This is a genomic window from Cryobacterium zongtaii, assembly GCF_002909375.1.
In the GTDB taxonomy this organism is placed as follows: Bacteria; Actinomycetota; Actinomycetes; order Actinomycetales; family Microbacteriaceae; genus Cryobacterium; species Cryobacterium zongtaii.
Genome location: NZ_PPXD01000026.1, coordinates 171,836 through 191,440, shown reverse-complemented (window position 1 = coordinate 191,440; position 19,605 = coordinate 171,836). Strand labels below are relative to the sequence as shown.

At 69.1% G+C, this 19,605-nt stretch carries 20 protein-coding genes; 16 read left to right on the top strand and 4 right to left on the bottom strand.

What is annotated here, in order from left to right; all coding sequences use genetic code 11:
• Nucleotides 1-217: 217 nt before the first annotated feature.
• The 6 genes from C3B61_RS16295 (at nt 218) to C3B61_RS16270 (ending at nt 6,507) form a co-directional block, all read left to right on the top strand.
• Nucleotides 218-838, top strand: a complete 621-nt coding sequence (locus tag C3B61_RS16295; RefSeq protein WP_165787943.1) for a TetR/AcrR family transcriptional regulator — start codon at nt 218-220, stop codon at nt 836-838.
• Complete coding sequence (locus tag C3B61_RS16290; protein WP_103461577.1) at nt 835-2,079, top strand: alanine racemase; 1,245 nt, start codon at nt 835-837, stop codon at nt 2,077-2,079. The genes C3B61_RS16295 and C3B61_RS16290 overlap by 4 nt, the downstream gene beginning before the upstream one ends.
• Nucleotides 2,076-3,386 (top strand): D-arabinono-1,4-lactone oxidase, encoded by a 1,311-nt coding sequence (locus C3B61_RS16285; protein ID WP_103461576.1) that lies wholly within the window; start codon nt 2,076-2,078, stop codon nt 3,384-3,386. The genes C3B61_RS16290 and C3B61_RS16285 overlap by 4 nt, the downstream gene beginning before the upstream one ends.
• On the top strand, nt 3,383-4,837 hold the full coding sequence (locus C3B61_RS16280; protein ID WP_103461575.1) for a glycoside hydrolase family 1 protein: 1,455 nt from the start codon (nt 3,383-3,385) through the stop codon (nt 4,835-4,837). The genes C3B61_RS16285 and C3B61_RS16280 overlap by 4 nt, the downstream gene beginning before the upstream one ends.
• Nucleotides 4,838-5,019: 182 nt before the next feature.
• Nucleotides 5,020-5,586 (top strand): LemA family protein, encoded by a 567-nt coding sequence (locus C3B61_RS16275; protein ID WP_103429759.1) that lies wholly within the window; start codon nt 5,020-5,022, stop codon nt 5,584-5,586.
• A gap of 36 nt (nt 5,587-5,622) precedes the next feature.
• Entirely contained in the window at nt 5,623-6,507 is an 885-nt protein-coding gene (locus C3B61_RS16270; RefSeq protein ID WP_103429758.1) for a M48 family metalloprotease, read from the top strand.
• Nucleotides 6,508-6,538: 31 nt separating this feature from the next.
• On the opposite strand, the gene C3B61_RS16265 is transcribed toward C3B61_RS16270, so the two are convergent.
• Nucleotides 6,539-7,741, bottom strand: coding sequence for a winged helix-turn-helix domain-containing protein (locus C3B61_RS16265; RefSeq protein ID WP_103461574.1), 1,203 nt, complete (start codon nt 7,739-7,741; stop codon nt 6,539-6,541).
• Nucleotides 7,742-7,882: 141 nt separating this feature from the next.
• On the opposite strand from C3B61_RS16265, the gene C3B61_RS16260 reads away from it, so the two are divergent.
• The 6 genes from C3B61_RS16260 to ilvA are packed head-to-tail and all read left to right on the top strand — an operon-like array spanning nt 7,883 to nt 14,425.
• The gene (locus C3B61_RS16260; protein WP_088456709.1) at nt 7,883-9,022 is read left to right on the top strand and encodes an ABC transporter substrate-binding protein; all 1,140 of its coding nucleotides are present in this window, start codon (nt 7,883-7,885) and stop codon (nt 9,020-9,022) included.
• A gap of 7 nt (nt 9,023-9,029) precedes the next feature.
• Nucleotides 9,030-9,872 (top strand): ABC transporter permease, encoded by an 843-nt coding sequence (locus C3B61_RS16255; RefSeq protein ID WP_103461573.1) that lies wholly within the window; start codon nt 9,030-9,032, stop codon nt 9,870-9,872.
• Nucleotides 9,869-10,744 carry an ABC transporter permease gene (locus C3B61_RS16250; RefSeq protein ID WP_103461572.1) on the top strand — a complete coding sequence of 292 codons (876 nt, stop codon included), beginning with the start codon at nt 9,869-9,871 and terminating at the stop codon, nt 10,742-10,744. The genes C3B61_RS16255 and C3B61_RS16250 overlap by 4 nt, the downstream gene beginning before the upstream one ends.
• A complete protein-coding gene (locus C3B61_RS16245; RefSeq protein WP_103461571.1) occupies nt 10,741-11,871 on the top strand; it encodes an ABC transporter ATP-binding protein in 1,131 nt (376 codons plus the stop codon). Before C3B61_RS16250 ends, C3B61_RS16245 begins: the two co-directional genes overlap by 4 nt.
• A complete protein-coding gene (locus C3B61_RS16240; RefSeq protein ID WP_240632225.1) occupies nt 11,868-13,157 on the top strand; it encodes an AI-2E family transporter in 1,290 nt (429 codons plus the stop codon). The genes C3B61_RS16245 and C3B61_RS16240 overlap by 4 nt, the downstream gene beginning before the upstream one ends.
• Nucleotides 13,154-14,425 (top strand): threonine ammonia-lyase, encoded by a 1,272-nt coding sequence (gene ilvA / locus C3B61_RS16235; protein WP_088456705.1) that lies wholly within the window; start codon nt 13,154-13,156, stop codon nt 14,423-14,425. Before C3B61_RS16240 ends, ilvA begins: the two co-directional genes overlap by 4 nt.
• A 61-nt stretch (nt 14,426-14,486) precedes the next feature.
• On the opposite strand, the gene greA is transcribed toward ilvA, so the two are convergent.
• Both greA and C3B61_RS16225 read right to left on the bottom strand, forming a co-directional pair.
• Entirely contained in the window at nt 14,487-14,975 is a 489-nt protein-coding gene (greA, locus tag C3B61_RS16230) for a transcription elongation factor GreA (protein WP_088456704.1), read from the bottom strand.
• Between the two features lie 184 nt (nt 14,976-15,159).
• On the bottom strand, nt 15,160-15,555 hold the full coding sequence (locus C3B61_RS16225; RefSeq protein WP_165791203.1) for a DUF4307 domain-containing protein: 396 nt from the start codon (nt 15,553-15,555) through the stop codon (nt 15,160-15,162).
• Between the two features lie 76 nt (nt 15,556-15,631).
• Between C3B61_RS16225 and mca the strand changes: the two genes are divergently transcribed.
• Together mca and C3B61_RS16215 are read left to right on the top strand one after the other, a co-directional pair.
• Nucleotides 15,632-16,495: a mycothiol conjugate amidase Mca gene (gene mca / locus C3B61_RS16220; protein ID WP_174776312.1), complete on the top strand. Its 864-nt coding sequence runs from the start codon at nt 15,632-15,634 to the stop codon at nt 16,493-16,495.
• Between the two features lie 5 nt (nt 16,496-16,500).
• Nucleotides 16,501-16,755: a hypothetical protein gene (locus C3B61_RS16215; RefSeq protein ID WP_088456702.1), complete on the top strand. Its 255-nt coding sequence runs from the start codon at nt 16,501-16,503 to the stop codon at nt 16,753-16,755.
• Between the two features lie 16 nt (nt 16,756-16,771).
• Here C3B61_RS16215 and trhA read toward each other — a convergent pair whose 3' ends face one another.
• Nucleotides 16,772-17,473, bottom strand: coding sequence for a PAQR family membrane homeostasis protein TrhA (gene trhA / locus C3B61_RS16210; RefSeq protein ID WP_088456701.1), 702 nt, complete (start codon nt 17,471-17,473; stop codon nt 16,772-16,774).
• A 76-nt stretch (nt 17,474-17,549) separates the two neighbouring features.
• On the opposite strand from trhA, the gene C3B61_RS16205 reads away from it, so the two are divergent.
• Both C3B61_RS16205 and C3B61_RS16200 read left to right on the top strand, forming a co-directional pair.
• The gene (locus C3B61_RS16205) at nt 17,550-18,329 is read left to right on the top strand and encodes an isoprenyl transferase (RefSeq protein WP_103429803.1); all 780 of its coding nucleotides are present in this window, start codon (nt 17,550-17,552) and stop codon (nt 18,327-18,329) included.
• Nucleotides 18,326-19,474 (top strand): aminotransferase class V-fold PLP-dependent enzyme, encoded by a 1,149-nt coding sequence (locus C3B61_RS16200; RefSeq protein WP_241990328.1) that lies wholly within the window; start codon nt 18,326-18,328, stop codon nt 19,472-19,474. The genes C3B61_RS16205 and C3B61_RS16200 overlap by 4 nt, the downstream gene beginning before the upstream one ends.
• Nucleotides 19,475-19,605 lie beyond the last annotated feature (131 nt).

The following is a 19,605-nucleotide window of genomic DNA, read 5'->3' as shown; positions in this document are numbered from 1 at the left end:
GTGCGTGTGGGTCGCCGAAGACCCCGACCGGTTCGTGTGTTCGACCCGTGCGCGCTGAAACGGCGTGACCTCTGCAATGGACTCCCTCAGACCATTCCATGGGCCATGGCCAGGAATGTCAATGTGGCGCGCCCGACCGAGGAGATCCTGCGCCATAATGTGCACTGGGTCAACTGCCCCACTATTCGACGTTAACGACGCAGGACAAGGTGATCAGGTGACACGCATCCCCGCCGCGGACCGGCGCAGCGCCCTGGTGCGTGCCGCGTTACGGGTCGTCGCCGACCGGGGCGTGGCCCAGGCCACCACTCGAGCCATCGTCGCCGAGGCCGGTATGTCGCTGGCAAGCTTCCACTACGCCTTCCAGAGCCGCGACGAGCTGATGGTCGAACTCATCAGGTACGTCGTGGCTGAGGAAGCCACCGCCGTGCTACCTGAGCCGTCCAGCACGGAATCGCAGGGTCAGGACGACATCCAGTCGCTGCGGCAGATCCTGCGCGACGGACTGCAACGCTACGCCGATCACATGAGCCGCGACCCCCTGAGAGAGAAGGCCATGCTCGAACTCACCCAGTACGCCCTCAGGTCCCCGGAGTTGCGCCACCTCGCCGTGGCCCAGTACGAGCGCTACCACGCCCTCGCGGCCGAGGCGCTGGACACCGCGGCCCGGCGGAGCGGCTCGGTCTGGCTGCATCCCGTCGGCGAGGTGGCCCGCCTTCTCGTCTCCCTCACCGACGGCCTCACCATCGCCTGGCTGGTGGATCGGAATGACACCGCCACCGCCACCCTGCTCGATTTCGCCGCGGACTCCGTCGCCGCGCTGGGCCGGCCCGCATGAGCCTCGACCTCTCACCGCGGCCGACCGGTCCGGCTGCCACGCCCTGGCTCGACCCGCAGCAGTACTGGCCGGACCTGACCGAGGCCACCCGGGGCCTGGACACCCCCGTGGGGGCGCTGCACCTCGGGGCCCTGCGGCACAACACCCACGACATGCTCGGCCGCGCCCAGGGCACCCCGATCCGGGTGGCCAGCAAGTCGCTGCGGGTACGCGGCGTGCTCGACGCCGTGCTCGCCCTGCCCGGCTACCGCGGCATTCTCGCCTTCACCCTGGCCGAGGCCCTCTGGCTCGCCCAGACCCACGACGACATCGTGGTCGGCTACCCCAGCGTCGACAGGGCGGCGCTTCACACGCTGGCCCGCTCGGCCGACCTGGCCGCCCGAGTGACCCTGATGGTGGACTCGATCGACCACCTCGACATCGTCGACGCCGTGCTCGCGCCGTCGCAGCGTGAACGCATCCGGGTCTGCCTCGAACTGGACGCGTCCTGGAACGCGCCGGTGCTCGGCCACCTGGGGGTGTGGCGCTCGCCCGTGCACACGCCGGAGGACGCCAGGGCCCTGGCCCTGGCCATCGTCTCCAGGCCCGGCTTCGAGCTGGTCGGGCTGATGGCGTATGAGGCGCAGATCGCCGGTCTCGGCGACAGGCCCCCTGGCCACCCCGTGCAGGGCGGGCTGAACCGGTGGGTGCGCAACAGGTCGATCGTCGACATCACGGCCCGGCGCGCCGCGGCGGTCGCCGCGGTGCGGCAGGTCGCCGACCTGGAATTCGTCAACGGCGGCGGCACCGGCTCGCTGGAGAGCACCCACGCCGACACTTCGGTGACCGACATCGCGGCCGGGAGCGGCTTTTTCGGCGGCCACCTGTTCGACAGCTACTCGGGCTTCCGGCCGGCACCGGCCGCCGCCTTCGCCCTGTCGGTTGTGCGGAAGCCCACCGCGCAGACGGCGGCCTTGCTCGGCGGCGGCTGGATCGCCTCCGGTCCGCCGGGGGCGGATCGCTCACCGCGCCTGGTCTGGCCGGAGGGTCTGAGCCTGGTGCCGCGCGAGATGGCGGGGGAGGTGCAGTCACCGGTCACCGGTTCTGCCGCCGCCGCCCTGCGGGTCGGCGAGCGTGTCTGGCTGCGGCACACCAAGTCCGGCGAACTCAGCGAACATCTCAACGAATTCGCGCTGGTCGAGGACGGTATCGTGGTCGACATGCTGCCGACCTACCGAGGCGAAGGCAAGGCCTTCCTGTGACGGCCAGCGGCGCCCGCTGGCAGAACTGGGCGCGCAGCGAGTCCGTCGTGCCGGTCAGGGTGGAGCGGCCGACCAGCGCGGCCGCCACGCAGCGCGCCGTGCTCGCCGCCGTGAAATCGGGCGTCAGGATCAAGGCCGTCGGTTCCGGACACAGTTTCTCGGGCATCGCGGTCTCGCCCGGCGTGCAACTGGACCTGGCCTGGGGCGGGTTGATCGACGTCGACGAGGCCACGGCCAGGGTGACCATCGCCGCCGGCACCCGCCTGCACCAACTGCCCGCGCTGCTGGCCCCCTACGGGCTCGCCCTGGAGAATATGGGCGACATCGACAGGCAGACCATCGCCGGAGCCACCTCGACCGGCACGCACGGCACCGGCGGCGCCTTCGCCGGCCTCGCCGCCCAGATCGTCGCCGTGACGCTGGTCACCGGCGACGGTTCGGTGCTGCGCGTCACCGAGACCGAGAATCCCGAGCTGCTACCCGCGGTGCGACTGGGGCTCGGCGCCCTGGGCATCCTCGTGGACCTCACCATCCAGTGCGTGCCGGCCTTTCTCCTGCACGCCGTCGACGCACCGGAGCCGTTCGAGGCCGTTCTGGACGGCTACCTCGAGCGCAGCACCTCGGCCGACCACTTCGAGTTCTACTGGTTCCCGCACACCGAGACCGCCCTCACCAAGACCAACACCCGGCTGCCGCCGCGCACCGGCCGGGACCCGCTGGGCCGGCTGAACCGCTGGGTCGACGACGAACTGCTCGGCAACGCGGTGTTCCGCGCCACCTGCGCGGCGGGAGTGGTCCTGCCGCCGCTGGTGCCCAGGGTCAACCGCCTCGTGGAACGGCTCACCGGCCGCCGCGACGTCACCGACCACTCGCATCGGGTTTACGTCACGAACCGCACCGTGCGATTCCACGAGATGGAGTACGCGCTGCCGCGCCAGGCGGTGCCGGACGCGCTCCGCGAGGTGCGCGCCCTCATCCAGAAGCGCGGCTGGCGCATCTCCTTCCCCCTCGAAGTGCGCTCGAGCGCGGCCGACGATATCTGGCTCTCCACCGGCTACGGACGAGACACCGGCTACATCGCCGTGCACAGGTACTTCCGCGAGAACCCGCAGAAGTACTTCGCCGACGTCGAGGCGATTATGCGCGCGCACGACGGTCGCCCACACTGGGGGAAGATGCACAACCTGGACGCGGACACGCTCCGCCAGGTCTACCCGCGCTTCGACGACTTCCTCGCCGTGCGGGACCGGCTCGACCCGGAGCGTCGATTCACCAACCGTTACCTGGAAAGAGTTCTTGGGCCATGAGCAGCAACACCCCGGCGTCCCGCGCCTGGCAGCACCGGGCCGCCGAACTGGGCGATCGGCTCCCCACCGGTTTTCAGATAGGCACGGCCACCTCGGCCTTCCAGATCGAAGGCGGCGCGCGTGACGGCGGCCGCGGCGAATCCCATTGGGATGCCTTCACCCGCGAGCCCGGCCGCATCCTGGACGGCCAGAACGCGTCGGTCGCCGCCGACCACATCGGCAAGCTGACCGAGGACGTCACCCTGCTGCGGGAGTTGGGCGCAGACAGCTATCGGTTCTCCTTCGCCTGGCCGCGCCTGCAACCCGACGGTCGTGGGACGCTGAACCGGTCGGGTCTGGCGTTCTACGACAGGCTGCTCGATCAGCTGCTCGGCAACGGCATCAGCCCGATGGCAACCCTGTCGCACTGGGACACCCCCGCTGCGCTCCGTGGCGGCTGGCTGAACCGTGACACCGCGATGAGATTCGGCGATTACGCCCACGAGATGGGTGCGGTCTTCGGCGACCGCATCGACCGGTGGGTCACCATCGCCGACCCGGCGACGGTGATGTTCAACGGCTACATGATCGGCGTGCACGCCCCGGGCCAGGCCCTCTTGTTCGACGCGTTACCGGCCGGCCACCACCAGCTGCTCGGTCACGGCCTCGCCGTGCAGGGGCTGCGCGCCGCCGACGTGCGCGGCGGGATCGGCCTCGCCAATGTGCACTCGCCGGTGCAGAGCGCCACCGACCGGGAGGCCGACCGCGACGCCGCGGCCCTCTACGACCTGCTGCGCAACCGGCTCTTCGCCGATCCGGTGCTGCTCGGCCGCTACCCAGACCCCGTCGGGGTGTTCGAGAACGAGCTGCGCTACCTGCACGAGATCGAACCCGACGACCTGCGCACGATCCACCAGCCGCTGGACTTCTACGGCGTGGAGTACTTCCAGCCCAGCCGGGTGGCGGCCGGAGCGGCCAAACCGGTACGCGCGCCCGAGGACCGTCCCGCTGAGGAACGCCCGATGAGCAGCCGGTTGCCGTTCCACCTGACCGAGTTCCGCGAGCATCCGGTCACCGGGTTCGGCTGGCCGAACGCACCCGAGTACCTGCCGGTGCTGCTGGCCGAATTGCAGGACCGCTACGGCGAGGCCCTGCCGCCGGTCTACCTCACCGCGGGTGGCGCGAGCTATCCCGACACAGCGGATGTCCGTGGCGCGGTGACCGACCTGGCCCGCATCGACTACCTGGCCGAGCACCTCGTGGCGGCCGTGGACGCCGTCGCGCCCGGCGGACCGGCCGAGGGGGTTGACCTTCGCGGCTACCTGATCTGGTCGCTGCTGGACGGCTTCGAATGGGCGGCCGGCTACACCCAACGCTTCGGCCTGGTCCACGTGGACTTCACCGACCCCGCCCGGAAGCGCACCCCCAAACTCTCCTACCGCTGGCTCCAGGAAGTCCTCAGCGCAAGATAGGTTCGCGAGGTGTGAGACAAGCCCCGAAAACCGGCCCGGATGGGTGCTTTTCTCACACTTCGCGGACCCGGGCGGGATGATTCCTTGGAGTGTGATGGGAAGCACATGGGAGCCCCAGCGGGCTTCGTTATGATGGGGCTCGAACACGTATCGCCCAGGTCAAATCGCAAGGAGACGCTGCCATGGAATGGCTCATCCCGGTCCTCATCGTCGTCGCACTCGTTGCGATCGCGGGTATCTACCTGTGGGCGACCTACAACTCGCTCATCACCCTCAAGGTGCGGGTGGATGAAGCGTGGAGCGACATCACTGTGCAGCTCAAGCGCCGTGCCGACCTCATCCCCAATCTGATCGAAACCGTCAAGGGCTACGCGGCTCACGAGAAGTCGGTTTTCGAGAACGTGACCAAGGCGCGCGCCGAGACTCTCTCCGCGCAGGGCCCGGTGGACGCCGCCGCGGCCGAGAACCACATGCAGACGGCCCTGAAGAGCATCTTCGCGGTCGCCGAGGCGTACCCGCAGCTGCAGGCCAGCCAGAACTACCTGCAGTTGCAGGGCGAGCTGGTCGACACCGAAGACAAGATCCAGGCCTCCCGCCGGTTCTACAACGGTGGCGTGCGCGAGCTGAACACCAAGATCCAGGTCTTCCCGAACCACCTGTTCGCGAAAAACCTCGGCTTCAGCCAGCGCGAGTTCTTCGAGGTCAGCGACTCCGCGGCCATCGCCGAACCGCCTCGCGTGCAGTTCTAGCCGCCACACCTGTAACCGCAGCCCCGAAGAGGACCCATGTACAGCGCGATCGCGCGTAACAAGCGCAACACCGTCTTCATCATTGTGCTGTTCGTGGTGATCATCTCCGGGCTCGGCTGGCTTGCCGGTCTTGCCTACGGCGTACAGGGTCCCGGCGTGCTCATCCTCACCCTGGTGATCGCCGGCGGTTACGCGCTGATCCAGTACTTCGCGGCCGGTCGGCAGTCGATCGCCATGAGCGGGGGCATCCGGGTGAACAGCGTCACCGATCACCCCCGGCTCTGGCGCATCGTGGAGAACCTGTCGATCACCACGGGCACGCCGATGCCCGAGGTGTACATCATCAACGACCCGGCGCCCAACGCCTTCGCCACCGGCCGGGACCCCAAACACGCCATCGTGGCCGCCACCACCGGTCTGCTCGACATCATGGACGACGCCGAACTGGAGGGCGTCATGGCCCACGAGATCGGGCACGTGCGCAACTACGACATCCGCGTCTCGATGATCGTGTTCGGCCTGGTCGTGGCCGTCGGTTTCATCTCCGACATCTTCCTGCGAATGGCGTTCTTCGGCCGCGGTAACAACAACAACGGCAACCCGATCGTGCTGGTGTTCGGCCTGGTCGCCATGATCGTGGCCCCGCTGATTGCCTCGGTCGTGCAACTGGCCGTGTCGCGGCAGCGCGAGTACCTGGCGGATGCCACCGGCGCCCTGACCACCCGTCAGCCGGATGCCCTGGCCAGCGCCCTGGCCAAGCTGGGCGAGTACGGCCGCCCGATGCGCAAGCAGAACACCTCGATGGCGCACCTGTGGATCGCCGACCCGCTCAAACCCGGCGTGATGGACAAGCTCTTCGCCACCCACCCGCCACTGACCGAGCGCATCGAGCGACTGCACGCGATGGGCAGCACCTTCTAAGGCCTAGATCTCAGGCGCTAGATCCCAGGCGCTAGATCTCCGCGGCGAGAGCGGCCGCGAGGTTGCCGCGGGGGACCACCTCGATGTCGGACAGACCCTGCCAGGCCGCGGTGCTCCGCAGCACCTCGGCCAGGCGTGCGGCGGTGTCGGCGGGCGCGGTGGGCTCGGCCCAGCTGGCCTGCACCCGCAGCACCCCGGCCTGCCTGTCGTTCTTGAGGTCGACACGGCCCACGATGGTGTCGCCGAGCAGCACCGGCAGCACGTAGTAGCCGAATTGCCGTTTCTCCTGGGGGGTGTAGATCTCGATGCGGTAGTGGAAGCCGAACAGTCGTAGCGCCCGCGCCCGTTCCCAGACCACAGGGTCGAACGGGCTGAGTACCGCCGCGGCGTCCAGCCGGCGGGGCAGCCGGGCGTCCCGGTGCAACCAGGCGGTGCCGGCGGCCCCGCCCCGGCCCCAACCGGGAACCTCGACCGGAATCAGCTCACCCGCATCCTCGAGCTCGGCGATGGCGGCGCGGGCGGGTTCGGTGCGCAACCGGAAGTAGTCGGCCAGGTCTTTCACAGTGCCGATGCCGTGGGCCCGGGCCGCCTGCGCGATGAGCGCACGGTGCGCGTCGGCGGCCGGCACCTCGCGGTCGAGCAGCGCGGTCGGGAAGACCTGCTCGGGCAACGCGTAGACCCTCTCGAACCGTTGGCGGCCGCCGCTGACCACGTCGCCCCAGCGGAACAGCGTCTCCAGGCCGATCTTCACATCCGACCAGCCCCACCAGGGGCCGCTGCGTTTGTTGGCGTCGTGCTCGATCGCGCTGGCGCGCATGGGGCCGTTGGCGGCCAGCTCGGCCCGCAGCCAGGCCAGCATGGGGGCGTTCTCCTGCGACCAGTGGGTGTCGTCGGCGGCGGCCTTGTCCCTGTACGCCTGCATCCGCCAGCGGAACAGCGGCCAGTCATCCACCGGGATCAGCGACGCCTCGTGCACCCAGTACTCGGTGAGCCGCGGCTTGGCGCCGGTGCTCAACCTGTCGAGCTGGGCCTTGTCGTAGGGGCCGAGACGGCTGAACGCCGGCACGTAGTGGCTGCGTTCGAAGACGTTCACCGAGTCGATCTGCAGCAATCCGAGCCGCTCCACGAGGGCGCCGAGCTGGCGGATGCCTGGAGTGGGCGCGGCCGGGCGGCCGAAGCCCTGCGCGGCGAGGGCGACACGGCGGGCGAGGGCGGGCGAGATCGTCTGGAGCACGCCTCGACCCTACCGGCGGCCGGCGACATCCGACGTTCACGCCGCGTTCAACCCTGCGGTGTGCCTGCGCAACCCGCCGCTTCTAGTCTCGCAGCGACCGGTACAGCCGGTCATCACCCTGCTCTCTCATACGGAGGACCCTTGCTTACCACCCGCACCCTGGCCGCTTCCCTCGCCGCGACAGCCATCGTCGCTCTCACCCTCACGGGCTGCGCGAGCGGCACCGCCGAGGCGACCGGCACCGACGGTTCCGTCGACGCGGCCACCGCCACCAGCATCTCCGCCTTCGGCGACCTGGCCGGCCTCGAGGCCGCCGCCATCGAGGAGGGCGCCCTGAACGTCATCGCCCTCCCGCGGGACTGGGCCAACTACGGCGCTGTTCTGGACCTCTTCGCCGAGAAGTACCCCGAGATCACCATCACCGAGGCCGCCCCTGACGGCTCCAGCGCCGAGGAAATCCAGGCCGCCGAGAACCTGGCCGGCCAGGACACCGCCCCCGACGTCTTCGACCTGGGCCTGGCCGTTGCCCTGGCCAACACCGACCAGTTCGCCCCCTACCAGGTGGCCACCTGGTCCGACATCCCCGACGCGCTGAAGGAAGAGAGCGGCCTGTACGTGGGTGACTACGGCGGATACATGGCTGTGGGCTACGACCCCGACGCCGTTCCCGCACCCGAGTCGTTGGCCGACCTGCTCGGCGCCGACTACAAGGGCAAGGTCGCCATCAACGGCGACCCGACCCAGGCCGGAGCGGCTTTCGCCGCCGTCGGCATGGCCGCCGTCCAGAACGACGGCTCGGTGGACGACTTCCAGGCCGGCATCGACTTCTTCAGTGACCTCAACGCCGCCGGCAACTTCGTGAAGGTCGACCCGACCCCCGCCACCATCGCCTCGGGCGAGACCCCCGTCGTCTTCGACTGGGACTACCTCAACGTCGGCTACGGCGCCCAGCTGGAGGGTGAGCGCAACTGGGAGGTCGTGGTCTTCCCCGGCACCGGCTACGCCGGCTACTACAACCAGGCGATCAACGTGGATGCGCCGCACCCGGCCGCCGCGCGCCTCTGGCAGGAATTCCTCTACAGCGACGAAGCGCAGAACCTCTGGCTCGAAGGAGGCGCCCGCCCGGCGCGCGCCGACGCCATGGCCGCGGAAGGCACCATCGACGCCGACCTGTTCGACGCCCTGCCCGCCGTGCCGGACACCACAGTGGTCCCGACCGCCGCGCAGAGCGAAGCCGCGGCAACGCTGCTCGGCGAAAAGTGGGCCGCGGCTGTCCAGTAGGTTCCGTGTGCCGGCAGCAGCCTTCGGGCTGCTGCCGTTCGCGGTTTATGTGCTGCTCTTCCTGGCCCTGCCGACCCTGATCGCCGTCGGCACCGGCTTCATCGGCAACGACGGCGGTTTCACCCTCGACACCGTTGCCGCGCTCGGCGACCCCGTGGTGCTGGCCGCCTTCGGCAGCTCGATCTGGTTGTCGGCGCTGACCGCGATCATCGGCGCCGTCGTGGGCGCCCTGGTCTGTTACGCCCTGCTCGGCGCCCGCCCGGACGGGGCGTTGCGCTCCACCGTCGATTCCCTCAGCAGCGTCATCGCCCAGTTCGGCGGCGCCATGCTCGCCTTCGCGTTCACCGCGACCATCGGCATCCAGGGCATGGTCACCCTGCTGCTGCAGGAGCGTCTGGGCATCGACATCTTCGCCGACGGGGTCTGGCTCTACGAACTGCCCGGCCTGGTGCTGCCGTACATCTACTTTCAAGTGCCCCTGATGATCATCACCTTCATGCCGGCGCTCGCGTCGCTCAAGTCGACCTGGGCGGAAGCCAACGCCACCCTCGGCGGCAGCACGCGCACCTACTGGCTGCGCATCGGGCTGCCGGTGCTGGCGCCGTCATTCCTGGGCGGCCTGCTGCTCCTGTTCGCCAACGCGTTCTCCTCGTACGCCACCGCCGCTACCCTCACCAGCCAGGGCGCGCAGATCGTGCCGCTGCAGATCCGGTCGGCGCTGACCAGCGAGACCATGCTCGGCCGGGAGAACCTCGCCGGCGCGCTGGCGCTGGGCATGATCCTGGTGATGACCGTCGTGATGTTCGGCTACTCCAAGCTGGCGTCCCGCGCCGCGAGGTGGCAGCGATGACGGCGGGTCTCCGGTCGGTGCGCGGCGTCGCGCACGCGCCCGGTCGGCTCACCCGGCTGCTGATCCTCGGCGGGGTCGGCCTGGTCTTCGCGGTGCCGATCCTCGCGATGATCGAGTTCACCCTGCGGCGCGGCCTGGTCGGCGGCTACGACTTCCAGCGATGGATCGAGCTGTTCCAGAACGGGCTGACCGGCGAGTACGCCCCGGTTCTGGTCGCCCTCGGCAACTCGGTGGGTCTGGCCGTCGGCACCGTCGTGATCGTGCTGGTGCTGCTGGTGCCGACGATGTTGCTCGTGCACATCCGGTTTCCCCGGCTGCGCCGCACGCTGGAGATCGTGTGCATCCTGCCCATCTCCATCCCCGCGATCGTGCTCGTGGTGGGCCTGGCCCCGGTGTTCAGCGTGCTGGCCCGGTTCGCGGGCAGCGGCGTCTGGACGCTGGCATTCGCGTACGGTATCACCGTGCTGCCGTTCGCCTACCGGGCGATCCACGCCAACCTCGATGGTGTGGACGTGCGCACGCTCAGCGAGGCGGCGCGCACCCTCGGTGCCGGCTGGGCCAGTGTGCTGGTGCGGGTGCTCGTGCCGAACCTCCGCCGCGGCATCCTGGCCGGCGCGTTCATCGCCGTGGCCGTGGTGCTGGGCGAGTTCACCATCGCGTCGCTACTGAGCCGGGTCAACCTGCAGACCGCGCTCGTCGTGGTCAGCAAGAACGACCCGTACAGCGCCGTGATCCTCTCGCTGCTTGCACTGTTCGCGGCGTTCCTGCTGTTGCTGGCCATCGGCCGGCTCGGCACCGAACGTCGCCGGCCGGCCCGCACCCCGACCACCCTCACCCCGACCACCCCGACCTCCGGCGGAGACCAGTCATGAGTCACATCCAAACGCCCCCAGTTCAGCAGAAGACCGTCGTCGAGTTCGCCGGCGTGGCCAAGCGCTACGGCAGCCACCTGGCGCTGACCGAGTTCGACCTCACCCTGCAGCCCGGCGAACTCGTGGCCCTGCTCGGCCCCAGCGGCAGCGGCAAGACCACGGCGCTGCGGGTGCTGGCTGGCCTGGAGAGCTGCGACGACGGACGCATCCTGATCAACGGCGACGACGTCTCCGGGCTGCCGACCAGCCGCCGCGACATGGGCATGGTGTTCCAGTCCTACTCGCTGTTCCCGCACCTGAGCGCCGGCGAGAACGTCGAATTCGGACTGCGAATGCGCCGGGTGCCGGCCGCGGAGCGCCGCGAACGGGCGGCGGCGGCCCTGGCCCTGGTCGGCCTGGACGCCCACTACGGCCGGTTCGCGCACGAACTCTCCGGCGGCCAGCAGCAGCGGGTGGCCCTGGCCAGGGCGCTGGTCACCCGGCCCCGGGTGCTGCTGCTCGACGAACCGCTCTCGGCGCTGGACGCCAAGGTGCGGGTGCAGCTGCGCGATGAGATCCGGCGCATCCAGACCGAACTGGGCATCACCACCCTCTTCGTGACGCACGACCAGGACGAGGCCCTCGCCGTCGCCGACAGGGTCGCGGTGATGCGGGACGGCCGGATCGAGCAGGTGGGCACGCCGGAGGAGCTCTACACCAGGCCGGCGACGCCGTTCATCGCGGATTTCGTGGGGCTGAGCAACCGGCTGCCCGGAGCGGTGCGGCACGGCTTCGCCGAGGTGCACGGGGTGGTCCTGCCGCTGCTGGACCCGTCCCACGCGGATGGGCCGGTGCGGGTTTTCGTGCGTCCAGAGGACCTGACGCTGGTCACGGCCGGGACGCCAGGCGATGCTCCGGCAGGCATGAGCCTGGCCGGCATCGTGCTGGTCTCCAGCTTCCTCGGCTCGTTGCGCCGCACCAGCGTGCAACTCGAGCAGGGCGGCACCGTCGTGGTGCAACACGACGTCCGCGACCGCCATCAGGTGGGCGAGAGCGTGCTGGTGCGCTTTGCCGGCGCACCCGTCCCGGTGGAAGCTGTGCAGGACCTCGCCGCCGCGCTCCCACGCCGTCCTAGACTGGTTCGGTGAGCACACCCACGGGAAGTCCCGGCTGGTTCGGCCGCCGGCGTAAACTCCGAACGACCCCCTCGACCGCGCCTATCACGGCGGTCCTCACGCCGGTGCAGCCGGAGACCAACGGCGTGGACGAGAACATCCCGGCGGGCATCCGCCTGGCCGGCGCGTGGGCGTGGCGTCTTCTCGTGATCGCCGCCGTGATCGCCGTGCTGCTGTACCTCATCGTGCAGCTGCGCTTCATCGTGATCCCGCTGCTCGTGGCGGTGCTGGTGTCCGCCCTGCTCGTACCGCTGGTCGGCTTCCTCACCCGGCATCACTGGCCCAAGGGGCTCGCCGTCGCGGCGGCTCTGGTCGGCACCCTCGCGGTGATCGCCGGTCTCGTGACGCTGGCCGTCACGCAGATCGCCGCCGGCTCGGTGGGGCTGAGCGCCCGGTTCGCGGCGTCGTACGCGAACCTCAAGGAGGTCCTGGCGGCGTCGCCGTTGCAGCTGAGCAACGCCGAGATCAATGGCTATCTCAGCCAGGCCGTCGACGCCCTCCAGGCCGACAGCCAGATCTTCATCAGCGGCGCCCTGTCGCTGGGGTCGTCGCTGGGGCACCTGGCCACGGGTGCGCTCCTCACCCTGTTCAGTCTGCTGTTCATCCTCATCGACGGTAAGGGCATCTGGAACTGGATCGTCCGGATCTTCCCCCGCCGGGCGCGACCTGCCGTCGCCGGAGCCGGCGCGGCCGGCTGGACGACCCTGGGCAACTTCGCCAGGGTGCAGATCCTGGTCGCCACGATCGACGCGATCGGCATCGGCGCCGGAGCCGCGATCCTGGGAGTGCCGATGGCCATCCCGATCGGCGTGCTGGTGTTCCTGGGCTCGTTCGTCCCGATCGTCGGCGCCGTGGCCACGGGCGCCGTGGCCGTGCTGATTGCGCTGATCTTCAACGACTGGTTCGTGGCCCTGCTGATGCTCGGGGTGGTGCTGCTCGTGCAGCAGATCGAAGGCCATGTGCTGCAGCCGTTGATCATGGGCACCGCCGTCAAGGTGCATCCGCTCGGCGTGGTGCTGGTCGTGGCGGCCGGTGCGCTGCTGGCCGGCATCCCCGGCGCCCTGTTCGCGGTTCCCGTCGCTGCCGTGCTGAACGTTATGATCAGCTACATCCATAGCGGTGCCTGGCGCGGGGGAGTGCCGCCGGCCGGCGCTGCACCCGGCTCCATTCTGTGGCAGACGATTCCGCAGCGGCCGGGCTTCCGGCCGCAGCGCACAGTCGCCGTCACCGAGAGCAGAGTAAGAGAGACCCGTCCATGACAGACACCCCCGCAGTTCTCGCCGGCGCAGCCCGTGCCGACACAACCTTGGCCGGCCCCACCCTCGACGACTTCGAGACCGCCCGCACCGTGGTGTCGCGGGTGGCCGATGTCACGCCGATGGAAAGCTCCCGCTACCTCTCGGCGATCCTCGGTGCACCGGTCTTCCTCAAGTGCGAGAACCTGCAGCGCACCGGATCGTACAAGATCCGCGGCGCGTACCACCGGCTGTCCAAGCTCACCGACGAGGAGAAGGCTCGCGGCGTCGTCGCCGCCTCCGCCGGCAACCACGCCCAGGGGGTGGCGTTCGCCGCCAGAGAGCTCGGCATCGAGGCGACCATCTTCATGCCCGTCGGCGTCGCGCTGCCCAAGCTGCAGGCCACTCGCGACTACGGCGCCCAGGTGATCCTGCGCGGGCACACGGTCGCGGAGCCGCTCCTGGCCGCTGCCGAGTACGCCCGCGAGACCGGCGCGGTCCTGATTCCCCCGTTCGACCACCCGGATGTGGTGGCCGGCGCCGGCACCCTCGGCCTCGAGGTCCTCGACCAGATGCCCGACCTCGAGACCGTGATCGTGCCGATCGGCGGCGGCGGGCTCACCTCCGGCATGGCCAGTGTGCTCAAGCAGTACTCGGCACGGCACAACCGTCGGATCCGGGTCATCGGGGTGCAGTCAGAGAACGCGGCGGCGTATCCGCCGTCCATCGCCGCGGGGGAGGCCCTCGCCATCGACATCACCCCGACCATGGCCGACGGCATCGCCGTGGCCAAGCCGGGCCTGCTGAACTTCGCCATCATCCGCGACGCCGTCGACGAGATCGTCACCGTCAGCGAGGACGACATGGCCAGGGCGATCCTGGTGCTCCTCGAGCGGGCCAAGCTCGTCGTCGAGCCGGCCGGAGCCGTCTCGGTCGCCGCCATCCTGGCCGGCAAGATCACGAACACCGGCCGCACCGTTGCGGTGCTCTCGGGCGGCAACATCGACCCGTTGCTCATGCAGCGCGTGATCAGCCACGGCCTGGCTGCATCCGGCCGGTACCTCAAGCTGCGGATCATGCTGCCCGACCGTCCCGGCCAGCTCGCCCGGATCTCCGAGCTGCTCGCGGAGGCGCACGCCAACGTCATCGAGGTCCTGCACACCCGCCACGGCGCCGGCCTGCAGATCAGCGAGGTCGAGCTGGACATCAGCGTCGAGACCCGCGGCCCCGAACACCGCCAGCACGTCGTCGACACCCTGCGCGCCGCCGGGTACGATCCCCGCACCGACTAGACCGGGCACACAAAAACGGCCGGCTGGGTGAGCAGCCGGCCGTTCGTGTCAACAGGGGCAGTTAGCCGGTGAAAGTCTCCACGAGGTGGATCTCCACGGCGATCTGCTTGCCGTTGGGGGTCTCATAGCTCGTCTTCGCGCCGACCTTGAGCCCGATGATGGCTTCGCCCAGGGGGCTCTTCTCGCTGTACACGTCCAGGTCGCTGTCGCCGGCGATCTCCCGGCTGCCGATGAGGAACCGGCTCTCGTCACCGGCGATGGTGGCGGTGATGACGGTTCCGGGCTCGACGACGCCCTTGCTCTCGGGGGCGTGGCCCACCTCTGCGGTGCGCAGCAGCAGGGTGAGGGTGCGGATGCGCGCCTCCATCTTGCCCTGCTCCTCCTTGGCCGCGTGGTAGCCGGCGTTCTCCTTGAGGTCGCCCTCCGACCGCGCGGACTCGATCTTGTTGGCGATGTCCACCCGAGCAACAGTGCTGAGAGTGTCCAGCTCCGCAGCGAGGCGGTCATAGGCCTCCTGGGTTAGCCAGGTGACCGAGGTTTCGGTAGTCATGGTTCTCTCCTTCTCGTGCTGATCGGTGGTGCGCCGGCAGATAGTGCGCCGATGGTGCCGCAGGAAGCGGCCGTTCGTCGCTGGGCAGGTCACGGCCTGACACGTCACGTCCTAGAACATCGCGGCCTAGTACGTCACGACATACAGCGGACGCCCCGACTTCTGTCAGGGCGAATACATCATTCTAGGTCAACCAGCAGCGGTAAATCAATCCGGTGTTGCTCAACTCGGTCGTCTTCACGATCTCGGTGAACGAGCGGGTGTAGTCGGCGGACGGCGCCAGATCGATGACCTTCCAGCCCACCACGGTGAACGACTCGTTGAGCGCTTGCACAGCGCAGCTGGCGGCGTTCTCCGGGGGCAGCGACACCTCGAAGGTCACGCTGATGCTGTTGTCGTCGATGATCTGGTGCCTGGTGTCCCTGGCTTCGATCTCCGGGCCCGCGCCGTCCAGGCCGGCCCAGACGACCCATCCGGTGAGGATCAGGGCGAAGAGGCCGGCAACGACCCACAGCACCCGGCGGTCGCGGCGGGTGCTTCCGGGGGTTCGCCCATAGCGTTCGTCGAGGTTGCTGCTCACGGCCACTCAGACTCCACACTCACGGTTCAACGATTAGGCTTGTACCTTAGGTTAGCTGGCATTTCTGAGGAGTTTCATGACCCTGCGGCTCTTGGCAGTGCACGCCCATCCCGACGACGAGTCGAGCAAGGGCGCCGCGACGTACGCGTACTACCGAAGCCTCGGCGCCGAGGTTCTCATCGTGAGCTGCACGGGCGGTGAACGCGGCAGCATCCTCAACGAGGACCTGGCCGACGTGGCCATGGCCGAGCGCGACCTCGCCGGCCTCCGCCGCCTGGAGATGGCGGCGGCCCAGCAGACGATGGGCATCCAACACCTGTGGCTGGGCTACCAGGACTCCGGCATGGCCGACGACGGCGGGGTGCCCAAGAACTCCTTCGCCGACGTGCCGCTGGAGTACTCGGCCGAACCACTGGTGCGCATCATCCGCGATTTCCGTCCCCAGGTGCTCATCACCTACGACGAGAACGGCGGCTACCCGCACCCCGATCACATTCGCTGCCACCAGGTCTCTGTCGAGGCGTTCCGCGCCGCGGCCGACGCCGACCGGTATCCCGATGCCGGCGCGCCGTGGCAGATCGACAAGCTGTACTACGACCGCATCTTCAACCTCGAGCGCATGGACGCCATGTACCTCGAGCTCAGCATCACCGAACCGGACTCCGATCTGCTCGAACCGCTGGCCAGCGCCAGGGAACGGATGAGCGAGTACCCGAACCTGGCCACGACGCACGTGCCGATCGGGGACTTCCTGGAGGTGCGCGATGATGCCTTGCGGTCACACGCCAGCCAGGTGTCGCCGACGAGCAGTTTCTTTTTCTGGCCCAACGACATGGTGCGCAAGGCCTGGCCCTACGAGGACTTCCAACTCGTCGAATCGAAAGTTGACACGAACATGCCCGAATCCGATCTTTTCAGTGGTGTGAGGGACGACGCGTGAGCGGGATGTACTCTCCCGTGGTCAGCTTCATCCTGTCCAACACCCCGGCGCCCGAGTTCAACCCCGACACCGTCACGCCGGGCCCGTGGGGCTTCTTCGCGATCTTCTTCGTCGCGGCCGTGACCCTGCTGCTGGGCATGGACCTGGCCCGCCGCATCCGCCGCACCACGTACCGTGCGGAGATGCAGGAACGGCTGCAGGCCGAGGTCGCCGAACGCGACGCGCTGGCCGCCCAGAAGAAGGACACGCCGGAAGCCTGAGTTCGTGGGTACCCGCCTACGGGTACAGCGGATGCGTGGCGATGATCAGGATCGCGAACCAGTGGCAGAGGAACGCCACCACGGTCAGCGAGTGGAAGATCTCGTGGAAGCCGAACACCCCGGGAATCGGGTTGGGCTTCTTGAGACCGTAGACGACGGCGCCGACCGAGTAGCAGAGTCCGCCGACCATGATCAGGGTCATCATCAGGGCATCGGCCTGGAAGAAGTCGACGATGAACATCAGCGCGCCCCAGCCCAGCGCGAGGTAGAGCGGCACGTACAGCCAGCGCGGGGCGTTGATCCAGAACACCCTGAACGCGATGCCGAGGATCGCGCCGCCCCAGACCAGGGTCAGCAGCAGCACTGCCTTGTCCGGCGGCAGCGCCAGCACCGTGATGGGCGTGTACGATCCGGCGATCAGCAGGAAGATGTTGGCGTGGTCGATGCGCTTGAGCACCATGCGGGTGCGCGGTTGCCAGTTGAAGCGGTGGTAGAGCGCCGAGTTGCCGAACAGGAGCATCGAACTGGCCACGAAGACCGCCGAACTCCATTTAGCAGCCGGGCCGTCCGCCGCGAGCAGCAGGATGATGCCGGCGACGATGGTGACCGGGAACGTGCCGGCGTGGATCCAGCCCCGCCAGGTGGGCTTTTCGGGAACCGGATGCTCGATCTCGTCTTCGAGGAGGGGGAGATTCGGGATGTCATCCGTAGCGGCCATGCTGTCAGGATACGGCAGCCTCGGCGGCGCCGCGGCGCGAACGCGGGCCGGATTGAGCTAGCGTAACTGTGTGCAGATGCGGCAATTCTCCCTCGGACGCGGACTCCTCTACAGGGTCTACCAGCGTCGGCTGCGTCGCGGGCTGACCGCGGCGGTCCTGCCGCGGCACGTGGCCATGATCATCGACGGCAACCGCCGGTGGGCCAAACAGCTCGGCTACGACTCCGCCGCCCACGGCCACCGGGCCGGGGCCGCGAAGATGCGCGAATTCCTGGAGTGGTGCGACGATCTCGGCATCTCCGTCGTCACGCTGTACCTGCTCTCGGCCGACAATCTCACCCAGCGTCCGACCGAGGAACTCGACGCCCTTTTCGAGATCATCGCCGACCTCGCCGAGGACCTGTCGCACTACCGCGACTGGAAGGTGCAGCAGGTCGGGTCGAAGAAGTGCCTGCCCGGGCCCCTGGAGGGCGCCCTGTCCGCCGCGGAGGCCCGCACGCACGCCAACACGGGCCTGCACGTGAACCTCGCCGTCGGCTACGGCGGCCGCACCGAGATCACCGACGCGATGCGCAGCATTGTCGCCACCCACCATGCCCACGGCGGCACTCTCGAGGACCTCGCCGAGACCCTCACCCCCGAACTCATCGGCCAGCACCTGTACACGGGCGGCCAGCCCGACCCCGACCTCGTCATCCGCACCTCGGGCGAGCAGCGACTCAGCGACTTCATGCTCTGGCAGAGCGCGCACAGCGAGTTCTATTTCGTCGAGGCCCTCGGCCCCGACCTCCGCCAGGTCGACTTCCTGCGGGCCCTGCGCGACTTCGCCAAACGGCACCGCAGGTTCGGCGGGTGAGCGCGGTCGAGACGCCCCTCGCCGCCTACCTGAACGGCTTCACCGAAGACCCCGGCTACCTGGACTACGGCCGTATCGGCCCCATGTCCAGCGCCGTCGTCGCCGAAACGCGCGGCCAGACCGAGATCCTGGCCAGGGCCCGACACGGCAGCCTCGGCCACTTCGGCGAGCAAGATCAACGGATGCGCACCGCCGTGGCCGCGGGCCTGGGGTTCAGGGCCGACCAGATCGTGTCCCAACCCAACACCAGCATGGGCCTCATGCACGCCATGTTCGGCCTGACCGGTGACGTGCTGCTGTCACCGGCGGACTTTCCGAGCCTGCCGTTCGCGGCCAGCCGTGCCGCGGAGGCCCTGCACGTGGCGACGCCGCAGTGGCTCACGACCGACGGCGGCGAGAACAGCGCCGGAGCGGTCACTCCCGGGCAGGTGCGGGACCAGCTGACACCGACCACCGTCGCGGTCGCCGTCAGCCTCGTCGATTCCCGCACGGGCTTCAGGGCCGACCTGGAAGGCATCCGGCAGGTCATCGGTGACAGGCTGCTCATCGTCGACGCCATCCAGGGCTTCGGGGTCGTGGATGCCGCCTACGAGGCGGCCGATGTCGTCGCCTCCGGCGGCCAGAAGTGGGTCAGGGCCGGCTGGGGCACCGGCTTCCTCGCCCTGAGCGACCGCGCCGTGGAACGGCTCACCCCGGTTGTCTCCGGATTCACCGGCACCGAGGTCACCGAGCCGTGGGACCAGGTGCCGCCGCCGGCACACGCGGCGTCGGCGTTCGGGGTGACTAACGGGGACGGCATCGCCCAGGCCCGGTTCGCGACGGCGCTGGAGGAGATCCAGGCCGCGGGCCTGCCCGCCATCGAGGCCCTGGTGTGCGCCAACGTCGAGCGACTGATCGACCTGGCCGACCAGTTCGGCATTCCGGTGCTCTCCGCCAGGGACGCCAGGGAACGGGCCGGCCTGGTGGTACTCGTACCGCCCGCGGAACGTCTCACCGCGCTCGGTGCCGCGCTGCACAACCATGGCGTGACGGTCACGACCCGGGGCGGCACGGTGCGGCTCAGCGTGCACGCGCACCTCGCCGACGAGACCGTCGACATGCTGCGCGGCGCCTTCACGGCGTACGCCGCCGCCGCCGGATACTGACCTAGCCGGCACCCGTCCGACGAACGTTAACGTCTCGTGACGTTGGGCGTGTCGCTTTTCCAATTCCCAGCCACTCGACGTACGTTCATCTCATCAGGTATGGCACCTGATCGAGACGGCCACATAAGTAC

What these genes read in the sequence shown, in the direction of transcription:
- C3B61_RS16290 (WP_103461577.1), top strand. Translation starts at nt 835, where the DNA reads ATGAGCCTCGACCTCTCACCGCGGCCGACCGGTCCGGCTGCCACGCCC.
- C3B61_RS16280 (WP_103461575.1), top strand. Translation starts at nt 3,383, where the DNA reads ATGAGCAGCAACACCCCGGCGTCCCGCGCCTGGCAGCACCGGGCCGCC.
- C3B61_RS16275 (WP_103429759.1), top strand. Translation starts at nt 5,020, where the DNA reads ATGGAATGGCTCATCCCGGTCCTCATCGTCGTCGCACTCGTTGCGATC.
- C3B61_RS16270 (WP_103429758.1), top strand. Translation starts at nt 5,623, where the DNA reads ATGTACAGCGCGATCGCGCGTAACAAGCGCAACACCGTCTTCATCATT.
- C3B61_RS16250 (WP_103461572.1), top strand. Translation starts at nt 9,869, where the DNA reads ATGACGGCGGGTCTCCGGTCGGTGCGCGGCGTCGCGCACGCGCCCGGT.
- C3B61_RS16245 (WP_103461571.1), top strand. Translation starts at nt 10,741, where the DNA reads ATGAGTCACATCCAAACGCCCCCAGTTCAGCAGAAGACCGTCGTCGAG.
- ilvA (WP_088456705.1), top strand. Translation starts at nt 13,154, where the DNA reads ATGACAGACACCCCCGCAGTTCTCGCCGGCGCAGCCCGTGCCGACACA.
- greA (WP_088456704.1), bottom strand. Translation starts at nt 14,975, where the DNA reads ATGACTACCGAAACCTCGGTCACCTGGCTAACCCAGGAGGCCTATGAC.
- mca (WP_174776312.1), top strand. Translation starts at nt 15,632, where the DNA reads ATGACCCTGCGGCTCTTGGCAGTGCACGCCCATCCCGACGACGAGTCG.
- C3B61_RS16215 (WP_088456702.1), top strand. Translation starts at nt 16,501, where the DNA reads ATGTACTCTCCCGTGGTCAGCTTCATCCTGTCCAACACCCCGGCGCCC.
- trhA (WP_088456701.1), bottom strand. Translation starts at nt 17,473, where the DNA reads ATGGCCGCTACGGATGACATCCCGAATCTCCCCCTCCTCGAAGACGAG.
- C3B61_RS16205 (WP_103429803.1), top strand. Translation starts at nt 17,550, where the DNA reads ATGCGGCAATTCTCCCTCGGACGCGGACTCCTCTACAGGGTCTACCAG.